This is a genomic window from Actinoplanes sp. NPDC051513, assembly GCF_044454685.1.
Taxonomy (GTDB): Bacteria; Actinomycetota; Actinomycetes; order Mycobacteriales; family Micromonosporaceae; genus Actinoplanes.
The window spans coordinates 587,634-603,265 of record NZ_JBITDW010000004.1 but is presented as its reverse complement, the minus strand read 5'-3'; the positions used below and the strand labels follow the sequence as shown (position 1 = coordinate 603,265).

The window sequence follows — 15,632 nt, the reverse complement described above, 5'->3', positions numbered from 1 at the left end:
CTCGGCGAGCGACCTCGGCGCCACCCGGCGGAGGGCGAACACGATCGGCGTGTTGCTGCTCACGGGGTACGGCTGCGTGGGTCTTTGGGCCTCTATGGCCTTGACGATTGCTGCGGCGACCTGCCGGATGGAGCGCCCAGACCTGCTGGTCTCCCAACCGTACGTTGCGGAACTTGCGGGTGGTGAGCACCGTTTGGCCTGTGCCGACTCTAAGCCGGATGCACCGCCGTCGAGGCCCTGGGCACGAGGCGACCGGGCAGGGCGCGACGGCCGTGCGCGGGCTCGCCGTTGATGGCGGCCAGCAGCAGCTCGGCGGCCGTGCGGCCGATGCCCTCCAGGTCCATGTCGATGCTGGTGAGCGCCGGCCGGCACCCGTCGACCATGACGTCCCAGTTGTCGAAGCCGATCAGGGCGATGTCGTGCGGGACCCGGCGGCCCGATTCCTGCAGCGCCTCGGCCAGGCCGCGGGCGATCTGGTCGCTGCCGCAGAAGACGGCGTCGACGTCGGCGTGGGTGGACAGCAGGATGCCGGCGGCCTGGCGGCCCCACGCCTCGCTCCACTCACCGAACAGGACGGGCGCGGCCGGCTCCAGGCCCGCCGATGACAGGGCGTGCAGGGCGGCCGAGGCGCGGACCGTGGCGGAGTGGTGGTGCTCGGGGCCGGTCACGTGGGCGATGCGGCGACGGCCGATGGCCAGCAGGTGCTCGATCGCGCGACGGGCGCCGTCCGCCTCGTCCGGGACCACCGAGCAGGCGGCGGCGTCGGTCGAGCTGATGAACGCGTAGACCACGGGCACTGGCAACGACTGGCCGATGGGCGGGCGGGCCTGGGTGCGGCGGCCGGTCACGATGATGCCGTCCACCTGGCGGCCGAGCAGCGTGCGCAGGTAGTACTGCTCGCGGATCGGGTCGTCGCGGGCGTCGCAGAGGAAGACCGACACCTGGCCGGCGCCCAGCGCGTCCTCGGCGCCGATCAGCAGCGGGATGCTGAAGCGGCCGATACTGTCAGTGGTGATCATGCCAACCGTGTACGTGCGGCCGGCCTGGAGGCTGCGGGCCGCGGCGTTGGCGACGAAACCCAGCTGCTCGGCGGCATCCTGCACGCGCCGGCGGGTCTCGGGGCGCAGGGCGCCGCGACCGTTGAGAGCCTTGGAGGCGGTCCCCGGGGAGACTCCGGCGAGGGCCGCGACCTCGCTGATGGTGGCGGCGCGATCGATGGTTCCCAGTGTTTCCTCCCCGTTTCCTAACTCGCCGGCGGCGGCAAAACCCGCGCCCGGCAATCAGACCGTAACTTCCTCTTGACAGCGTTGCAAGAGGCTCCCTAGCGTCAGGGCAATCGTTTTCCTTCCGTTTCTTCCTCCTCGGAAACCAAGGGGTACCCGAATATGACCCTCTCCCGCCGTGTCCGGCGCGGCCTGGGCGCCGTCGCCGCCCTGTCCCTCGCGGTCGGCATGACCGCCTGCTCCAACGACGACAAAGCCGGCGACAGCGGCAACAGCAGCGCAGGTGGCACCTACAACATCTGGGATCCGTACCCCCAGTTCGACGACTCCTCCGACTGGGTGAAGCTGCTGCAGAAATGCGGCACCGACGCCGGCGCCACCGTCAAGCGCACCGGCTACGACACCACCGACCTCACCAACAAGGCCCTGCTCGCCGCCCAGCAGGGCAACTCCCCCGACGTGCTGATCGTCGACAACCCGGTCGTGTCCACCCTCGCGGAGGCGGGCGTGCTCACCACCACCGACGACACCAAGATCGACACCTCGGCGATCGAGCCCAACCTGCTCGCCGCGGGCCAGCTCGACGGCAAGACGTACGGCGTCCCGATCGGCGCCAACACCCTGGCCCTCTACTACAACAAGAAGGTCCTGGACGCGGCCAAGGTCGACCCGGCCACGGTGAAGGACTGGGCGGGTCTGACCGCCGCGCTCGAGAAGGTGAAGGCGGCCGGGAAGAAGGGCATCACGTTCTCGGCGATCGGCACCGAGGAGGGCTCGTTCCAGTTTTTGCCGTGGTTCTGGGGCTCGGGTGCGCAGCTGACCCAGCTCGACTCGGCGCAGGGGGTGGCGTCGCTGACGTTGTGGAGCGACTGGCTCAAGAAGGGCTACGCGCCCAACTCGGTGCTCAACAACACGCAGACCACGAGCTGGCAGGAGTTCGCCAGCGGCGACTTCGCGTTCAGTGAGAACGGTACGTGGCAGCTGGCCAACGCCAAGAAGACCGGCTTCGAGTACGGGATCATCGCGATCCCCTCGCAGGCCGGCGGAACCGCCCCGGCCCCCACCGGCGGCGAGTTCGTGACCGCGCCGGTGCAGAACGACACCGGCCGGTACGCCACCAGCGAGAAGATCATCAAGTGTCTGACGAACGAGGGCAACGCGCTCACCACGGACACGACCCTGTCGTACGTGGCGGCCACCGCGGCGGTTCAGGCCAAGCAGGTCGCGGCGAACCCGGAGCTGAAGGTGTGGGTCGAGGCGGTCGGCGCCGCGAAGGGCCGCACCAGCGACAACCTCGGCACCAAGTATCCGAAGATCTCCGAGCAGCTGTGGACGGCGTTCCAGGCCGCGCTGTCCGGCAGCAAGCAGCCGCAGCAAGCCCTGACGGCGGCGCAGACCGCCGCCGCCGCGGCCACCAAGTGACCGACGTGCTGACCCGCGCCGAGGTGGCCTCCGCCGCCCCGGCGCGGGCGCCCCGCCGCAGCAGCGGCCAGTGGGCGGCCTGGGGATTCCTCGCCCCGGTCGTGATCTACCTGGTCGCGTTCTACGCGTACCCGCTCTACCGCAACCTCGACCTGAGCCTGCACAAGTACACGGTCCGCTCGTTCGTACAAGGCGGGGCCCCGTTCAGCGGCCTCGACAACTACCGGGCCGTCATCGACAACCCGACGTTCTGGCCGGCGCTGACCCACACCGTGGTCTTCACCGGCGTATCACTGATCTTCCAGTTCAGCATCGGGATGGCCCTGGCGGTGTTCTTCGCCCAGAACTTCCGGCTCTCGGCCACGTTACGCGCGCTGTTCCTCGTACCGTGGCTGCTGCCGTTGATCGTCAGTTCGTCGACCTGGTCGTGGATGCTGAACAGCGATTCGGGGGTGCTCAACGCCCTCCTCCACAGCGTAGGCATCCCGGAAGTTAACTGGCTGACGTCCCCACAATGGGCGCTCACTTCCGTCATCATCGCGAACGTCTGGATCGGCATCCCGTTCAACCTCGTCGTGCTCTACAGCGGCCTGCAGGCCATCCCGAGCGACATCTACGAAGCGGCCGCCCTCGACGGCGCCAGCGGCTGGCAACGGTTCTGGCGCGTCACGTTCCCGCTGCTGCGCCCGGTCTCGGCGATCACCCTGCTGCTCGGGCTGGTCTACACGCTCAAGGTCTTCGACATCATCTGGATCATGACGAAGGGCGGGCCGACCGACGCCTCGACCACCTTCGCCACCTGGTCCTACAAGCTGAGCTTCGGCAACCTGCTGCCCCAGTTCGGGCCGGGCGCGGCCGTCGGCAACCTGCTGATCATCATGGCGCTGATCTTCGGGCTGCTCTACATCCGGACCCAGCGCAAGGCCATGTCATGAGAAGCCGCGTGAAGACCGGCATCGCCCTCGTGCTCACCGCGATCATGCTCTTCCCGGTCTACTGGATGATCAACGTGTCCTTCACCAAGGACACCGACATGCGGCACGACCCGCCCTACCTCTTCCCGGTGCATGGCACCCTCGAGGGCTACCGGGCCGTACTCGACCAGCAGGGCCCCTATCTCGGCACCAGCCTGCTGATCGGGCTCGGCACCGTTGTGCTGACCGTGGCTCTCTCCGCGCCGGCCGGCTACTCGCTGGCCAAGTTGCGGCCTCGCGGCGGCGGCGTGCTCAGCTTCGTCCTGCTGATGGCCCAGATGATCCCCGGCATCATCATGGCGATGGGCTTCTACGCCATCTACCTCAAGCTCGGCGTGCTCAACAGCGCCGCCGGCCTGGTCCTGGCCGACTCGACCATCGCCGTACCCTTCGGGGTCCTGATCTTCACCGCGTTCATGTCCGGCATCCCGGCCGAACTCCTCAACGCCGCGAAGATCGACGGCGCCGGGACCTGGCGAACCTTCCGATCGGTCGTCCTGCCCGTCAGCCGCAACGCGATCGTCACCGTCAGCCTGTTCGCGTTCCTCTGGGCCTGGTCCGACTTCATCTTCGCCACCACCCTCGACGGCGGCGGCACCCGCCAGCCCATCACCCTCGGCATCTACCACTACATCGGCAACAACAACCAGCAATGGAACGCGATCATGGCCACCGCCGTCATCGCCTCCATCCCCGCAACGCTGCTGCTCATCCTGGCACAGCGCTACGTGGCCGCCGGCGTCACGGCCGGCGCCGTGAAAGATTGAGGATCCACATGGAAGGCCCCGCCGCGCCCACCCCGTCGGCGCTCGCCGCGCTGCGCCCGCTGCCGCTCGACGCCGTCCGGCTCGACCCCGGCGGGCTGCTCGGCGGCTGGCAGGAGCGCAACGCGTCCGCCACGCTGCCGCACTGCCTCGACCAGCTGGCCGCGTACGGCAACCTCGCGAACCTGCGCCGGGTCACCGGCGACTCCGACGCGAAATTCGCCGGGATGTGGTTCGCCGACACGGATGTCTACAAGACCCTCGAGGCGATGGCCTGGGAGACCGGCCGATCCGGCGGGTCAACGGAATGGATGACCGACATCGCGGCGCTTCTCGAGAAGGCACAGGACGCCGACGGGTACCTGAACTCGTACTATCAGCTCGACCACCGCGACGAGCAGTGGAGCGACCTCGGGTTCAGCCACGAGATGTACACCGCCGGGCATCTGATCCAGGCCGCCGTCGCGGCGGCGCGGACCGCCGGCGCCCCGCAGCTGGTCACCGTGGCGCGCCGGTTCGCCGACCTGCTCGTTCGCCGTTTCGGGGCCGGCGGCGAGGACCTGATCGACGGCCATCCCGAGGTGGAGACCGCGCTCGTCGAGCTGTACCGGCTCACCGGCCACGCACCCTACCTGTCGCTCGCCGAGCGCTTCCTCACCCTGCGCGGGCACGGCCTGCTGGGCGAGGGCCGCTTCGGGCCGCGCTACTGGCAGGACCACACGCCGCTGATCGACGCGGACGAGGCGACCGGGCACGCGGTGCGGCAGATGTACCTCCTCGCGGGCGCCGTCGACGTGGCCGTGGAGACCGGGAAAACCGCGCTGCTGGCCGCGGCCGAGCGGCTCTGGGAGTCGGCGCTGGCCGGCAAGACCTACCTCACCGGCGGAATGGGGTCACGGCACAAGGACGAGGGCTTCGGCGACAACTACGAGCTGTCCCCGGACCGCGCCTACGCCGAGACGTGCGCGGCGATCGGGAGCTTCCAGCTCGCCTGGCGCCTGCTGCTCGCGACCGGCAAGGCGCGGTACGCCGACGAGATGGAACGGGTGCTCTACAACGGCATCGCGGGAAGCACGGCCCGCGACGGCCGGTCCTTCTTCTATTCCAACCCCCTGCAATTGCGTACGGGTCACGACGGCTCCCATGAGGACACTCCGTCGCAGCGGCTGACCTGGTACTCCTGTGCCTGTTGCCCCCCGAATCTCGCCCGGCTGATGGCCTCGCTCCAGGCGTACGCGGCAACGGGGCAGGAAAAGGGAATCCAGCTGCATCTCTACTCCGCCGCGACGGTGACGGCCGGCGCCTACCGGCTCGGCGTGCGCACCTCCTATCCGTGGGACGAGCGGATCGACATCACCGTCGAGGCGGCCGGCGACGGGCCGTGGACGCTCGCGCTGCGGGTGCCGGCGTGGTGCCAGGACGCCCGGCTGACGGTGAACGGGTCGCTGGTGCGCGCCGGGGTCCAGGAGGGGTATCTGCGCATCACCCGGTCGTGGAAGGCCGGCGACGTCGTGACGCTTCTGCTCGCGATGCCGGCCCGCCTCGTCGCCGCGCACCCCCGGGTCGACGCGGTGCGTGCCAGCGCGGCTCTCACCCGCGGGCCGGTCGTCTACTGCCTGGAACACGCCGATCTCCCCGCCGGAGTCGAGTTCGAGGACTGGGAACTGGACGCCTCCGCGCCGCTCTCCGTCGGCGAGCACGAGCTCGCCCCCGCCATCCACGCCAGTTTCCGCCCTCGTCCGGAAAGTTCGGACGCGCTCTACCAGCCGCTCGCCGCTCATCCCGCCGGCGAGACCGCCGGCGAGACCGCCGTGACCGCGCCGGCCATCCCCTACTTCCTGTGGGCGAACCGGGCCCCCGGCCCCATGCGGGTCTGGATCCCGCTCGCCGCACGGGAGACGTAAATCCCCATTCACATCCCCGAGGTGCCAGTGAAGAATCAGCGCCGAGCCGCGTCCGCGGCGACCCTGACCGTCCTCACCCTCATCACCGCCGGTGCGCTCCCCAGCCCGGCACAGGCGGCAGGCACCACCCTCACCGTCAACGCCGGGACCGCCTATCGTCCCGTCACCCACGTCGCGTCCGGCGGCCTGTACGCCCTGGCCGAGAACGGCCGGCCCGCCGACTCGACCCTGCTCCCCCTCCGGATGAACACGCTCACCCAGCCGGCACCGGGCGTCGGGCAGAAGCCGAACGGCCAGCCGGCCGGCGGCGACTCGCTGCTGGTCGCGCCGCAGGCCGACCGGGTCGGCGCCGCCGAGATCGTCCGGATGCCCGACATCTACCCCGACTTCCCCTACAAATGGGTGAGCTGGGACGACTGGCTCGGCAAGGTCGACACCATGGTCCGGGCCCGGCTGAACGCCACGAGCGTCAGCAACATCCAGGCCTGGGAGGTCTGGAACGAGCCGGACTGGACGTGGAACACCGCCGCGGCTGGGTCGTGGAACGCGGGCTGGGTCCGCACCTTCCAGCGCATCCGGGCCCTCGACACGGTCACCCCCATCGCCGGACCGGGTTACTCGTCGTGGAACCAGAGCTCGATGAGCTCGTTCCTGACCTATGCGAAGGCGAACAACGCCGTGCCCGACGTCGTGGTCTGGCACGAACTTTCCGGCCCGTCCGGCATCGCCGCGCACGTGGCGGCCTACCGCGCCCTCGAAAGCTCGCTCGGCATCAGCGCGCGGCCGATCGTCATCAACGAATACGCGATGACCACCGAGGTCGACGTCCCCGGTTCGATCACCAGCTACATCGCGAAGCTCGAGCGGGCCGGGGTCCAATCGGCACAACGAGCTTTCTGGTACGAGTACGGCACGGTCAACGGTCTCGTCGTGAACAACAGCCAGCCCACCGGCACGTGGTGGCCCTACAAGTGGTACGGCGACATGGCCGGGAACATGGTGCAGACGGTGCCCGCCACGCAGACCGGCCTCGACGGGTTCGCGGCCTACGACAGCACCCGGAAAATCGTGAACGCGGTGGTGGGCAACGAGTCCGGCACCAACTACGTACGCGTCACCGGGCTGTCGGGAAGCTCCGTCTCCGTGACGCTCGAATCGGCGCCCAACTCCGGGCGGTTCACGGCGGTATCGGCGCCGACCGCGATCTCGACGTCCACGTACACGGTCAACGGGGGCGCGATCACGGTGACCGTGCCCAACATGGATGCCGGGCGGGCGTACCACCTCGTTGTTCAGCCGACCAGCGGGGTGCCTGCTTATCAGCAGCGCTATGAGGCCGAGAACGCCTCGGTCTACCGGGCCACCCGGCTGAGCGCGTCCAGCGCCTCCAACGGCGGCTACGTGGGCCGGATCGACAACTCGGGCGATCCCCGCAGCGCCAGCTATCTCGACTTCGTCGTGAACGTGCCGGCCGCCCGGGCGTACACGATGACGGTGGGATATGCGAACGCCACCGGAGCCACTGCTACGCAAGGCCTCGCCTACAACGGCGGGGCATGGACGACGATCAGCTATCCGCCGACGGCGGCCTGGGGTGTCTTCGGGTCGACAGTGAGCACGACGGTGACGCTGCGCGCCGGATACAACGTGATTCGTCTCGCGAAGGGCGCGCCGCACTTCGCCGGCGGCACGGGCTACGCCGAGCTGGACTACATCCAGCTGACCTGATGTTTTCACGAGGCCGGGGCCGCCTGCGCGGCCCCGGCCTCCCCGCACGGTACGTTGCTGGCATGCACCGGCCGCGTACCGCCACCATCCGCGATGTGGCTGCCCTGGCGGGCGTCTCGGTGGGCACCGCGTCGAAGGCGCTCAACGGCCGGGGCTCCCTGCGGGCCGACACCATCGCCCGGGTACGCCAGGCCGCCGACCAGCTCGACTTCCGCCCCAACCCCGCCGCCCGCAGCCTGCACGCCGGCCGCACCTACACGGTCGGCATGATCACCACCGACACGATCGGCCGGTTCAGCATCCCGCTGCTGATCGGCGCGGAAGACACGCTCGGCGCCGGCGAGATGTCGGTGCTGCTGTGCGACGCCCGCGACGACCCGATACGCGAACAGCACCACCTGCGCACGCTGCTCGGCCGCCGTGTCGACGGCATCATCGTCACCGGCCGCCGCGCCGGCACCCGCCCGCCGCTGGCCGCCACCTCCGGCGTCCCGGTCGTCTACGCGTTCCTCGCCTCGTCCTCACCCGACGACTGCTCGGTGGTCCCCGACGAGCCCGGCGGCGCCCGCCTCGCGATCGACCACCTGCTCACCGTCGGCCGCCGCCGCATCGCCGTGGTGACCGGCCCCGAGCACCACCACTCCGCCCGGGTCCGGGCCACCGCGACGACCGAGCGCCTCGCCGGGCACGGCCTTGAGCTGGTGACCCCGCCGCTGCACGGCGAGTGGAGCGAGTCCTGGGGCCGTCAGGCGGTCGGCCTGCTCCTGGCCCAGAAGGTCGGCTTCGACGCCGTGGTCTGCGGCAGCGACCAGATCGCCCGCGGCGCCGCCGACACCCTGCGCGAGGCCGGCCGTCGCGTCCCGCAAGACGTCGCGCTGGCCGGCTTCGACAACTGGGACGTGATCGCGCTGGCCAGCCGGCCGCCGCTGACCAGCATCGACATGGACCTCGAGGGGCTGGGCCGCGCCGCCGCCGGGCTGCTGCTCCAGGCCATCGACGGCAACCCCTCCCCCGGTCTCCACCCGCACCCCGCCAAGCTGGTGATCCGCGACTCGACCGTCGCGGCTTAGGTTCTGTCCAGGGAAACCGGATGCGGTGGCCGGGCGGGCTGGCTACCGTCCGGGCGTGGCACACACCTATCCCCCGCTGAACGTCGAAGTCCGCACGCCGCGCCTGACGCTGGCCGGCGCGTCCGACGAACTGCTGGAACGTCTCGTGCCGCTCGTGCGGGCCGGGGTCGCCGACGCCGAGCCGTGGCCGTTCGACGACCCGATCTCGTTCTACGCCGACAGCCCCGAACGCGAATGGCGTTGGCTGCGCGGTGTCTGGGCCGGCCGCGGCCGGATGAGCGCGGATGCGTGGCGGCTGTACTTCGCCGTACTTGTCGACGGCGAGCCGGTCGGCATGCAGGACCTCATCGGCAAGAACTTCACGCGGTTCGGCACGGTGTCCAGCTTCTCGTGGCTGGCCCCCGGCCGCCGCGGACAGGGGCTCGGCAAGGAGATGCGGGCGGCGATCCTGCAGCTGGCCTTCGCCGGGCTGGGCGCACGCGAAGCCGGCAGCGACGCCTTCGTCGACAACGAGGCGTCCAACCGCGTTTCCCTTGGCCTGGGCTACGAACCGAACGGCACCGACTGGGACACCCGCCGCGGCGAGCCCGCGCGGATCCAGCAGTGGCGGCTCACCCGGGACGCGTGGGAGCGGGTCCGCCGGGACGACATCGAGCTGACCGGCGTCGAGGAGTGCCTGCCCGTCCTCGGCATCGGTTAGAACCGAGTCAGCAGCGGCGGATCACGTGGTCGGCCTGGTCGGGGTAGAGCACGTACGGGATGCGCCCGTATTCGACCGCGGTGAACAGGTGCTCGTCGAGGGCATGACCCCACTCGGGGTGGCCGTAGTCCTGGTGGTTGTAGAAGTCGACGATGTCGTCGACGGCGTTGTGCACGGATGCCGTGCGGTCGTTCCACTTGTATTTGGCGAGGTCCTGCCACCCGCACGAGCTCAGCTTGCCCCGCGGATAGCCGTACTCGTAGTTGTCGTAGAAGCAGAACCAGTCGAACGGGCAGTCGTCGGGATTCGCGAGGGCGGTGACCGCGCCGGGCATCGCGTACGTGACGACGAACTTCCCGCCGTCGTAGGAGACCTCGTTCGGCGCGGTCTGCACGCCGCCCGGCGAGTAGCGCAGCTGCAACGCGATCTGCTGCTTCAGCTCGGCGGCGGAGCCCGCCGACCGGCCCAGCCGGTCGAGTATCTGGTCCTTGCTCAGCGCTTGCAGCGGAGTGGCGTCGGCGCGAGTGGCGCTCACCGCCACCAGGGTCAGCGCGGCGATCAGCGCCGCCGCGAGTCGTCGTGCGTGGATCATGTCGATCCTCCTCGGGTCGTCCGGCTTCCCCGTGGCAGCCGGCGCGCTCCTGGTGTAACAGCACGACGGTCCACACTCAACGGTGCTGCAGGAACCCGCAACTCACCCGTGCAGCCCGATGGTCTAGCCGGCCTCGCCGGCGACGACGATGCCGTGTTCGTAGGCGAACACCACCGCCTGGACCCGGTCCCGAAGGCCGAGCTTGGTCAGGACGCTGCTGACGTGGCTCTTCACGGTGGCCTCGGTGACGAACAGGCGCCCGGCGATCTCGGTGTTCGACAGCCCGCGGGCGACCAGGCCGAGGGTTTCCCGCTCCCGCGCCGTCAGCGCTTCCAGGAGCGTGTCCGGTGGGCGGAACGGATCGCTGCGCCTGGCGAACTCCTCGATCAGCCGTCGCGTGACGGACGGCGACAGCAGCGCCTCACCCGCGTCGACCACCCGGATCGCGTCGACCAGCCGCTCGCGGGAGGCGTCCTTGAGCAGGAATCCGGCGGCGCCCGCACGCAGCGCCCCGAACACGTACTCGTCCAGGTCGAAGGTGGTCAGCATCAGCACCCGCGGCGGCGGTTCCAGGGCCGCCGCGCTGAGCAGCGCGACCGCCTCGATGCCGTCCATCCGCGGCATGCGGACGTCCATCAGGATCACGTCGGGACGAAGCTTCTCCGCCAGTTCCAGCGCCTGCTGCCCGTCCGCGGCCTCCGCGATGACGTCCAGGTCGTCGTACGCCTGCAGGACCAGGCGCAGGCCGGTCCGGACCAGTTCCTGGTCGTCGGCGACGAGGATCCGGATGCTCACGCCGGGCCGTCGATCGGGAGCCGGGCGCCTACCCGGAAGCCGCCGCCGGCGCGTTCCCGCGCCTCGAACACACCGCCCAGGGCCAGGACGCGTTCGCGCATCCCCGGAATGCCGTGCCCAGGTCCGGGTGTCCGCTCGAGGGGCGCAGGTACGGCGCCGTCGTCTTCGATCTCGACGTCCAGCGTCGACGGGTGGAACCGCAGTATGACGACGACAGCGCTCGGCCGGGCATGCTTGAGCACGTTGGTCAGGGCCTCCTCGACGATCCGGTACACCGACAGCTCGACGCCGCCGGCCAGCGCCCGCGCCTGTCCTTCGATCCGCAGTTCCACGGGCAGCCCGGCCGTCCGGTACCCGGCGACCAGCTCTCCCAGCTGCGCCAACGCCGGCGCCGGGCGGACCTCGGCGATGTCGTCCGGACTCCGGAGCACGGCCAGGATGCGGCGCAGCTCGGCGATGCTCTCCTCACCGGCTCCCTCGACGCCGCGCAGCGTTTCGTCGGCGACCTCGGGCGAGGTCCGGACGACGTCGCGGGCGCCCCGCACGCCGAGCAGCATCACGGTCACCGAGTGTGCCACGATGTCGTGCAGCTCACGGGCGATCGAGGCCCGCTCCTGCTGCGCCGCGATCTCGTTCAACTGGTCGCGTTCACGCTCGAGCTGAGCGGCCCGCTCCTCGAGCGCGGCGGTGTACCGGCGACGGGTCTGTACGTACGCGCCGAGCGCCCAGGCCCCGATCGCGATCGGCGGCGAACTGATCGAGCCGGCCTGCAGCAGGACCGCGGTGGGCAGGAGCACGAGCAGTGACAGCCGCCGCTCGCGGAGCTCGGCCACGGTGTACATGGCGACGATCACCGGCGCGCCGCCCGGGTAGGCGTCCAGCGCCACCAGCACCGCGGCCAGCGCGCCCGTCCCGGCCAGGACGAGCAGGGGCAGCCGGCGCCGCACCGTCAGCAGCGCCCCGGCGAGGACCGTGAGAACGATGGCGGTCGCGGTCACGCCCGGCCAGCCGTCGACGAGAAGGCCGATCTCGACGCCGGTCGTGACAGCGGCCACGATGATGTCGAGGGCCGCCGCCCGCCTGGCCCACGTCCATCGGACGAGTGGCAGGCGGGCGGCGGCCTGGAGCAGGCTCGTACTTGTCATGCCAGGTCGCGCCGGCGTTCGCCGGCCAGCGCGCCGACCGCCACGATGACCGTCCACACGGCCAGGACGGCGCCGGCGGCGGCGACCGACAGCGTCGTGTCGTGCGTCATGCCGGAGAGGATCGACGACGCCCCGAACGGCGTGAGGTTCGCGAGGCCCTCCTGCGCCCCGGCGACCAGCGGGATCACCGCGAAGTTCAGCACCAGCAGGACGACCACCCCGACGATCTGGCTGCGGATGAGGGCGCCGATCGCGGCTCCCATGATCGCGGACAGCACGCAGGCGGCAAGATTCGCGGCCGCGATCGAGCCGATCTGCGTGAGGTCGAGGTCGGGGCCGGGCTGGTCGCGCAGCAGCGGCAGGCCCAGGGCCAGGGCGGCGCCGGTCATCACCGCCCCCAGCCCGAGACCGGTCACGCCGTACGCGGTCAGCCGGGCCAGCAGCAGCGTGGCGCGCCCACGCCGGGCCACCAGCGCCGCCGGGGCCGCCGTGCGGTGCCGGTACTCGCCGGCCGCGCCGACCAGACCCCAGACCACCAGCAGGATCGGCAGGGTCGTCAAGGCCTCCTGCTTCTGGCTCGCGCTGCCAAGGGTTCCGGACGCTTCGGCGACGAGCACGGCGTTGAGCAGGGAAAACCCAACCCCACCCAGCAGAAAGGCGGCGACGGTACGGGTGCTGAGCGTCTTCCCGAGCTCGCCTCGCAACAGGGCGATCACGACTGCGCACCGCCCGTCAGGTTGAGGTACGCCAGCTCGAGCGACTCGCCACGGCCTTCGAGATCGCTCAACGCGCCCTGGTGAACGACACGACCCTGGTCGACCACGACGACATCGTCGACCGTCTGCGCCGCCTCGCTGAGCACGTGGCTGGAGAGCAGCACCGTCCGGCCGAGAGCGGCCTGCTCCCGCAGCAGCGTGCGCAGCCAGGCGATGCCGCGGGGGTCGAGGCCGTTCACCGGCTCGTCCAGCACCAGGATCTGCGGGTCGCCCAGCAGCGCGGCCGCCAGACCGAGTCGCTGGCGCATGCCCATCGAGTACTTCCCCACCCGCCGGCGTCCGGCCTCCCCGAGACCGACGATGGTGAGCACCTCGTCGACGCGAGCCCGCGGCAGACCGGACAGCGTGGCCAGGGTGCGCAGGTGGGCGCGGCCGCTGCGGCCCGGATGCGCGCCGCACGGCTCGATGTACACCCCGATGACCCGCGCATCCGGGATCATGGAATCGACCGGCGCGCCGTTGACGAACGCTCGCCCGGCCGTCGGGCGGGCCAGCCCGACGAGCATCTTCAGCGCCGTGGTCTTGCCCGCGCCGTTCGGCCCGAAGAAGCCGGTGACGGCCCCGGATCGTACGGTGAAGGACATGTCGGCCACGGCGGTGACCCGGCCGTAGCGTTTGGTCAGCCCGTCAGCGACCAGCGTGTGCTTGTCTGTCATGATCTCAGGCTCGTTCACCCGGATCTCGCGGTCATCGGTCGGCGGACGGACTTCCGCATTCGACTCGAGGATGAGAAGAGAGCGGACGACGGGATTCGAACCCGCGACCCTCACCTTGGCAAGGTGATGCGCTACCAGCTGCGCTACGTCCGCGATGAGCAAGACCATACCGGATCCGCGTTGAGGATCCGGCGTAGCCCTGCGACGATTCCCCGGTGGTGTCGTCCTTCCCCGAGCTAGGCGAGTCGCCGGCCGAGATGAGCGCGTGGGCATTCCCCGTGCTCACGCCCGAGCAGTTCGCCCGCCTGGCCGCCTACGGCTCCCGGCACAGGTGCGAGGCCGGCGAGATCCTCTACGACGTGGGCGACGAGAACTGCGACCTCATCCTGATCGAGACGGCCACCGCCGAGGTGGTGCGGACGCCCACCGCGACCGCGCCCGAGGAGCTGTTCCTCACCGCGGCCGCCGGCCAGTTCCTCGGCGAGATGAACCTGCTGACCGGGCAGACCCGACTGCTGTCGGCGCGGGTCACCGCGCCCGGCGCCGTGCACCGCATCGGCGAGGAGGCGTTCCGCCGCCTCATGGCGCGCGACACCGAGCTCAGCGACCTCCTGCTGCGCGCGTTCCTGGCCCGGCGGCTGCTGCTGGCCGACCGGTCGGGGCGCAACCTCGAGATCATCGGCGACGAGTCGACCGGCGCGGGGATGGCGCTGCAGACGTTCCTGACCCGGCAGGAACAGCCGCACCTGTGGCTGGCCGAGGCGTCGGAAGCGGGGCAGCGGGCGATGGCCGGGGCCGGTCTGACCGCGGCCGACCTGCCGGCGGTGGTGACGCCGCGGGAGACGCTGCGGTCGGTCGACCCGGGAATCCTCAGCCAGCATCTGGGTCTCACCTATCGGCGTACCCCGAAGGGCGTAGCCGACCTCACGATCGTGGGCGCCGGGCCGGCCGGGCTGGCGGCGGCCGTCTACGGCGCCTCCGAAGGGCTCGAGACGGTGCTGCTCGACGCGGTGGCGACCGGCGGGCAGGCGGCGGCGAGCTCGCGCATCGAGAACTACATGGGCTTCCCGTTCGGGCTCAGCGGGGCGGCGCTGACCGGGCGGGCCGCCGTGCAGGCGCTGAAGTTCGGGGCCCATCTGGGCAGCCCGTGCGGCGTCCGGGCGCTGCGCTCGTCGCCCGGCGGGCACGTGATCACGCTGGTCGACGGGACCGAGATCCCGACCCGGACCGTGCTGATCGCGACCGGCGCCGCGTACCGCAACCTGCCCTTGGAGAGGTGGCCCGACTTCGTCGGCTCGGGCATCTACTACGCGGCGACCGACCTGGAGGCGCAGGCGGTGGCCGGGCTGCCGGTCACGGTGGTCGGCGGAGCGAACTCCGCCGGGCAGGCGGCGATCTATCTGGCGCGGCGGGCGGGGAAGGTCACGCTCGTGGCGCGAGGGTCCGATCTGTACGCGAAGATGTCGAGCTACCTCGTCGAGCGCATCCTGGCCGATCCGGGCATCGAGGTCCGGACGGCCACGCAGGTCACCGCGCTGCACGGGGAGGAACGGCTGGACCAGATCACGCTGACCTCCACGGACGCGTCGGCGCCGTGCGGATGCTTCGGACTGTTCTGCTTCATCGGGGCGGCGCCGGCCACCTCGTGGCTCTCCGATGTGGCGCTCGACCCGAAGGGGTTCGTGCTGACCGACCTGCAGCTGGGGTCGCGGTGGACGGGCGCCGGGCGTGATCCGCTGCCGTTCGAGACGAGCGTTCCCGGGGTGTTCGCCGCCGGCGACGTCCGGCTGGACTCGATGAAGCGGGTCGCGGCGGCGGTGGGCGAGGGGGCCAGCGCGGTGCGCTCCGTGCACCGCGCGCTGGCGCTCGGGTAGCATCTGGCG

The 15,632-nt window shown here is 70.8% G+C and carries 14 protein-coding genes and 1 tRNA gene; 8 read left to right on the top strand and 7 right to left on the bottom strand.

Translation table 11 applies throughout. The annotated features are described in order from the left end of the window. Positions 1-209 precede the first annotated feature (209 nt). Positions 210-1,217 (bottom strand): LacI family DNA-binding transcriptional regulator, encoded by a 1,008-nt coding sequence (locus ACIA5D_RS17265; RefSeq protein ID WP_396031008.1) that lies wholly within the window; start codon positions 1,215-1,217, stop codon positions 210-212. 168 nt (positions 1,218-1,385) lie between these two features. Here ACIA5D_RS17265 and ACIA5D_RS17260 point away from each other — a divergent pair, with 168 nt between their 5' ends. The 7 genes from ACIA5D_RS17260 to ACIA5D_RS17230 all read left to right on the top strand — a co-directional run bounded on the left by ACIA5D_RS17260 (position 1,386) and on the right by ACIA5D_RS17230 (position 9,785). Beyond that, positions 1,386-2,645, top strand: coding sequence for an extracellular solute-binding protein (locus ACIA5D_RS17260; RefSeq protein WP_396030913.1), 1,260 nt, complete (start codon positions 1,386-1,388; stop codon positions 2,643-2,645). 5 nt (positions 2,646-2,650) lie between these two features. Then, positions 2,651-3,580, top strand: a complete 930-nt coding sequence (locus ACIA5D_RS17255; RefSeq protein WP_396031007.1) for a carbohydrate ABC transporter permease — start codon at positions 2,651-2,653, stop codon at positions 3,578-3,580. Then, on the top strand, positions 3,577-4,386 hold the full coding sequence (locus ACIA5D_RS17250; protein ID WP_396030912.1) for a carbohydrate ABC transporter permease: 810 nt from the start codon (positions 3,577-3,579) through the stop codon (positions 4,384-4,386). Before ACIA5D_RS17255 ends, ACIA5D_RS17250 begins: the two co-directional genes overlap by 4 nt. A gap of 8 nt (positions 4,387-4,394) precedes the next feature. Further along, positions 4,395-6,287 carry a glycoside hydrolase family 127 protein gene (locus ACIA5D_RS17245; protein ID WP_396030911.1) on the top strand — a complete coding sequence of 631 codons (1,893 nt, stop codon included), beginning with the start codon at positions 4,395-4,397 and terminating at the stop codon, positions 6,285-6,287. 21 nt (positions 6,288-6,308) lie between these two features. Beyond that, positions 6,309-8,015 carry a hypothetical protein gene (locus tag ACIA5D_RS17240; protein WP_396030910.1) on the top strand — a complete coding sequence of 569 codons (1,707 nt, stop codon included), beginning with the start codon at positions 6,309-6,311 and terminating at the stop codon, positions 8,013-8,015. A 62-nt stretch (positions 8,016-8,077) separates the two neighbouring features. Then, positions 8,078-9,085 (top strand): LacI family DNA-binding transcriptional regulator, encoded by a 1,008-nt coding sequence (locus ACIA5D_RS17235; protein WP_396030909.1) that lies wholly within the window; start codon positions 8,078-8,080, stop codon positions 9,083-9,085. Between the two features lie 55 nt (positions 9,086-9,140). After that, on the top strand, positions 9,141-9,785 hold the full coding sequence (locus ACIA5D_RS17230; RefSeq protein WP_396030908.1) for a GNAT family N-acetyltransferase: 645 nt from the start codon (positions 9,141-9,143) through the stop codon (positions 9,783-9,785). A gap of 7 nt (positions 9,786-9,792) precedes the next feature. Here ACIA5D_RS17230 and ACIA5D_RS17225 read toward each other — a convergent pair whose 3' ends face one another. From ACIA5D_RS17225 to ACIA5D_RS17200, 6 genes are all read right to left on the bottom strand, one after another. Then, positions 9,793-10,377, bottom strand: a complete 585-nt coding sequence (locus ACIA5D_RS17225; RefSeq protein WP_396030907.1) for a peptidase inhibitor family I36 protein — start codon at positions 10,375-10,377, stop codon at positions 9,793-9,795. A 123-nt stretch (positions 10,378-10,500) separates the two neighbouring features. Next, complete coding sequence (locus ACIA5D_RS17220) at positions 10,501-11,172, bottom strand: response regulator (protein ID WP_396030906.1); 672 nt, start codon at positions 11,170-11,172, stop codon at positions 10,501-10,503. Then, entirely contained in the window at positions 11,169-12,317 is a 1,149-nt protein-coding gene (locus ACIA5D_RS17215) for a sensor histidine kinase (RefSeq protein WP_396030905.1), read from the bottom strand. The genes ACIA5D_RS17220 and ACIA5D_RS17215 overlap by 4 nt, the downstream gene beginning before the upstream one ends. Beyond that, a complete protein-coding gene (locus tag ACIA5D_RS17210) occupies positions 12,314-13,033 on the bottom strand; it encodes a hypothetical protein (protein ID WP_396030904.1) in 720 nt (239 codons plus the stop codon). Before ACIA5D_RS17210 ends, ACIA5D_RS17215 begins: the two co-directional genes overlap by 4 nt. After that, positions 13,030-13,749 carry an ATP-binding cassette domain-containing protein gene (locus ACIA5D_RS17205; protein ID WP_396030903.1) on the bottom strand — a complete coding sequence of 240 codons (720 nt, stop codon included), beginning with the start codon at positions 13,747-13,749 and terminating at the stop codon, positions 13,030-13,032. Before ACIA5D_RS17205 ends, ACIA5D_RS17210 begins: the two co-directional genes overlap by 4 nt. Positions 13,750-13,829: 80 nt before the next feature. Beyond that, positions 13,830-13,902 (bottom strand) — tRNA-Gly (locus ACIA5D_RS17200). A 62-nt stretch (positions 13,903-13,964) separates the two neighbouring features. Here ACIA5D_RS17200 and ACIA5D_RS17195 point away from each other — a divergent pair. After that, positions 13,965-15,623, top strand: coding sequence for an FAD-dependent oxidoreductase (locus tag ACIA5D_RS17195; RefSeq protein ID WP_396030902.1), 1,659 nt, complete (start codon positions 13,965-13,967; stop codon positions 15,621-15,623). Positions 15,624-15,632 lie beyond the last annotated feature (9 nt).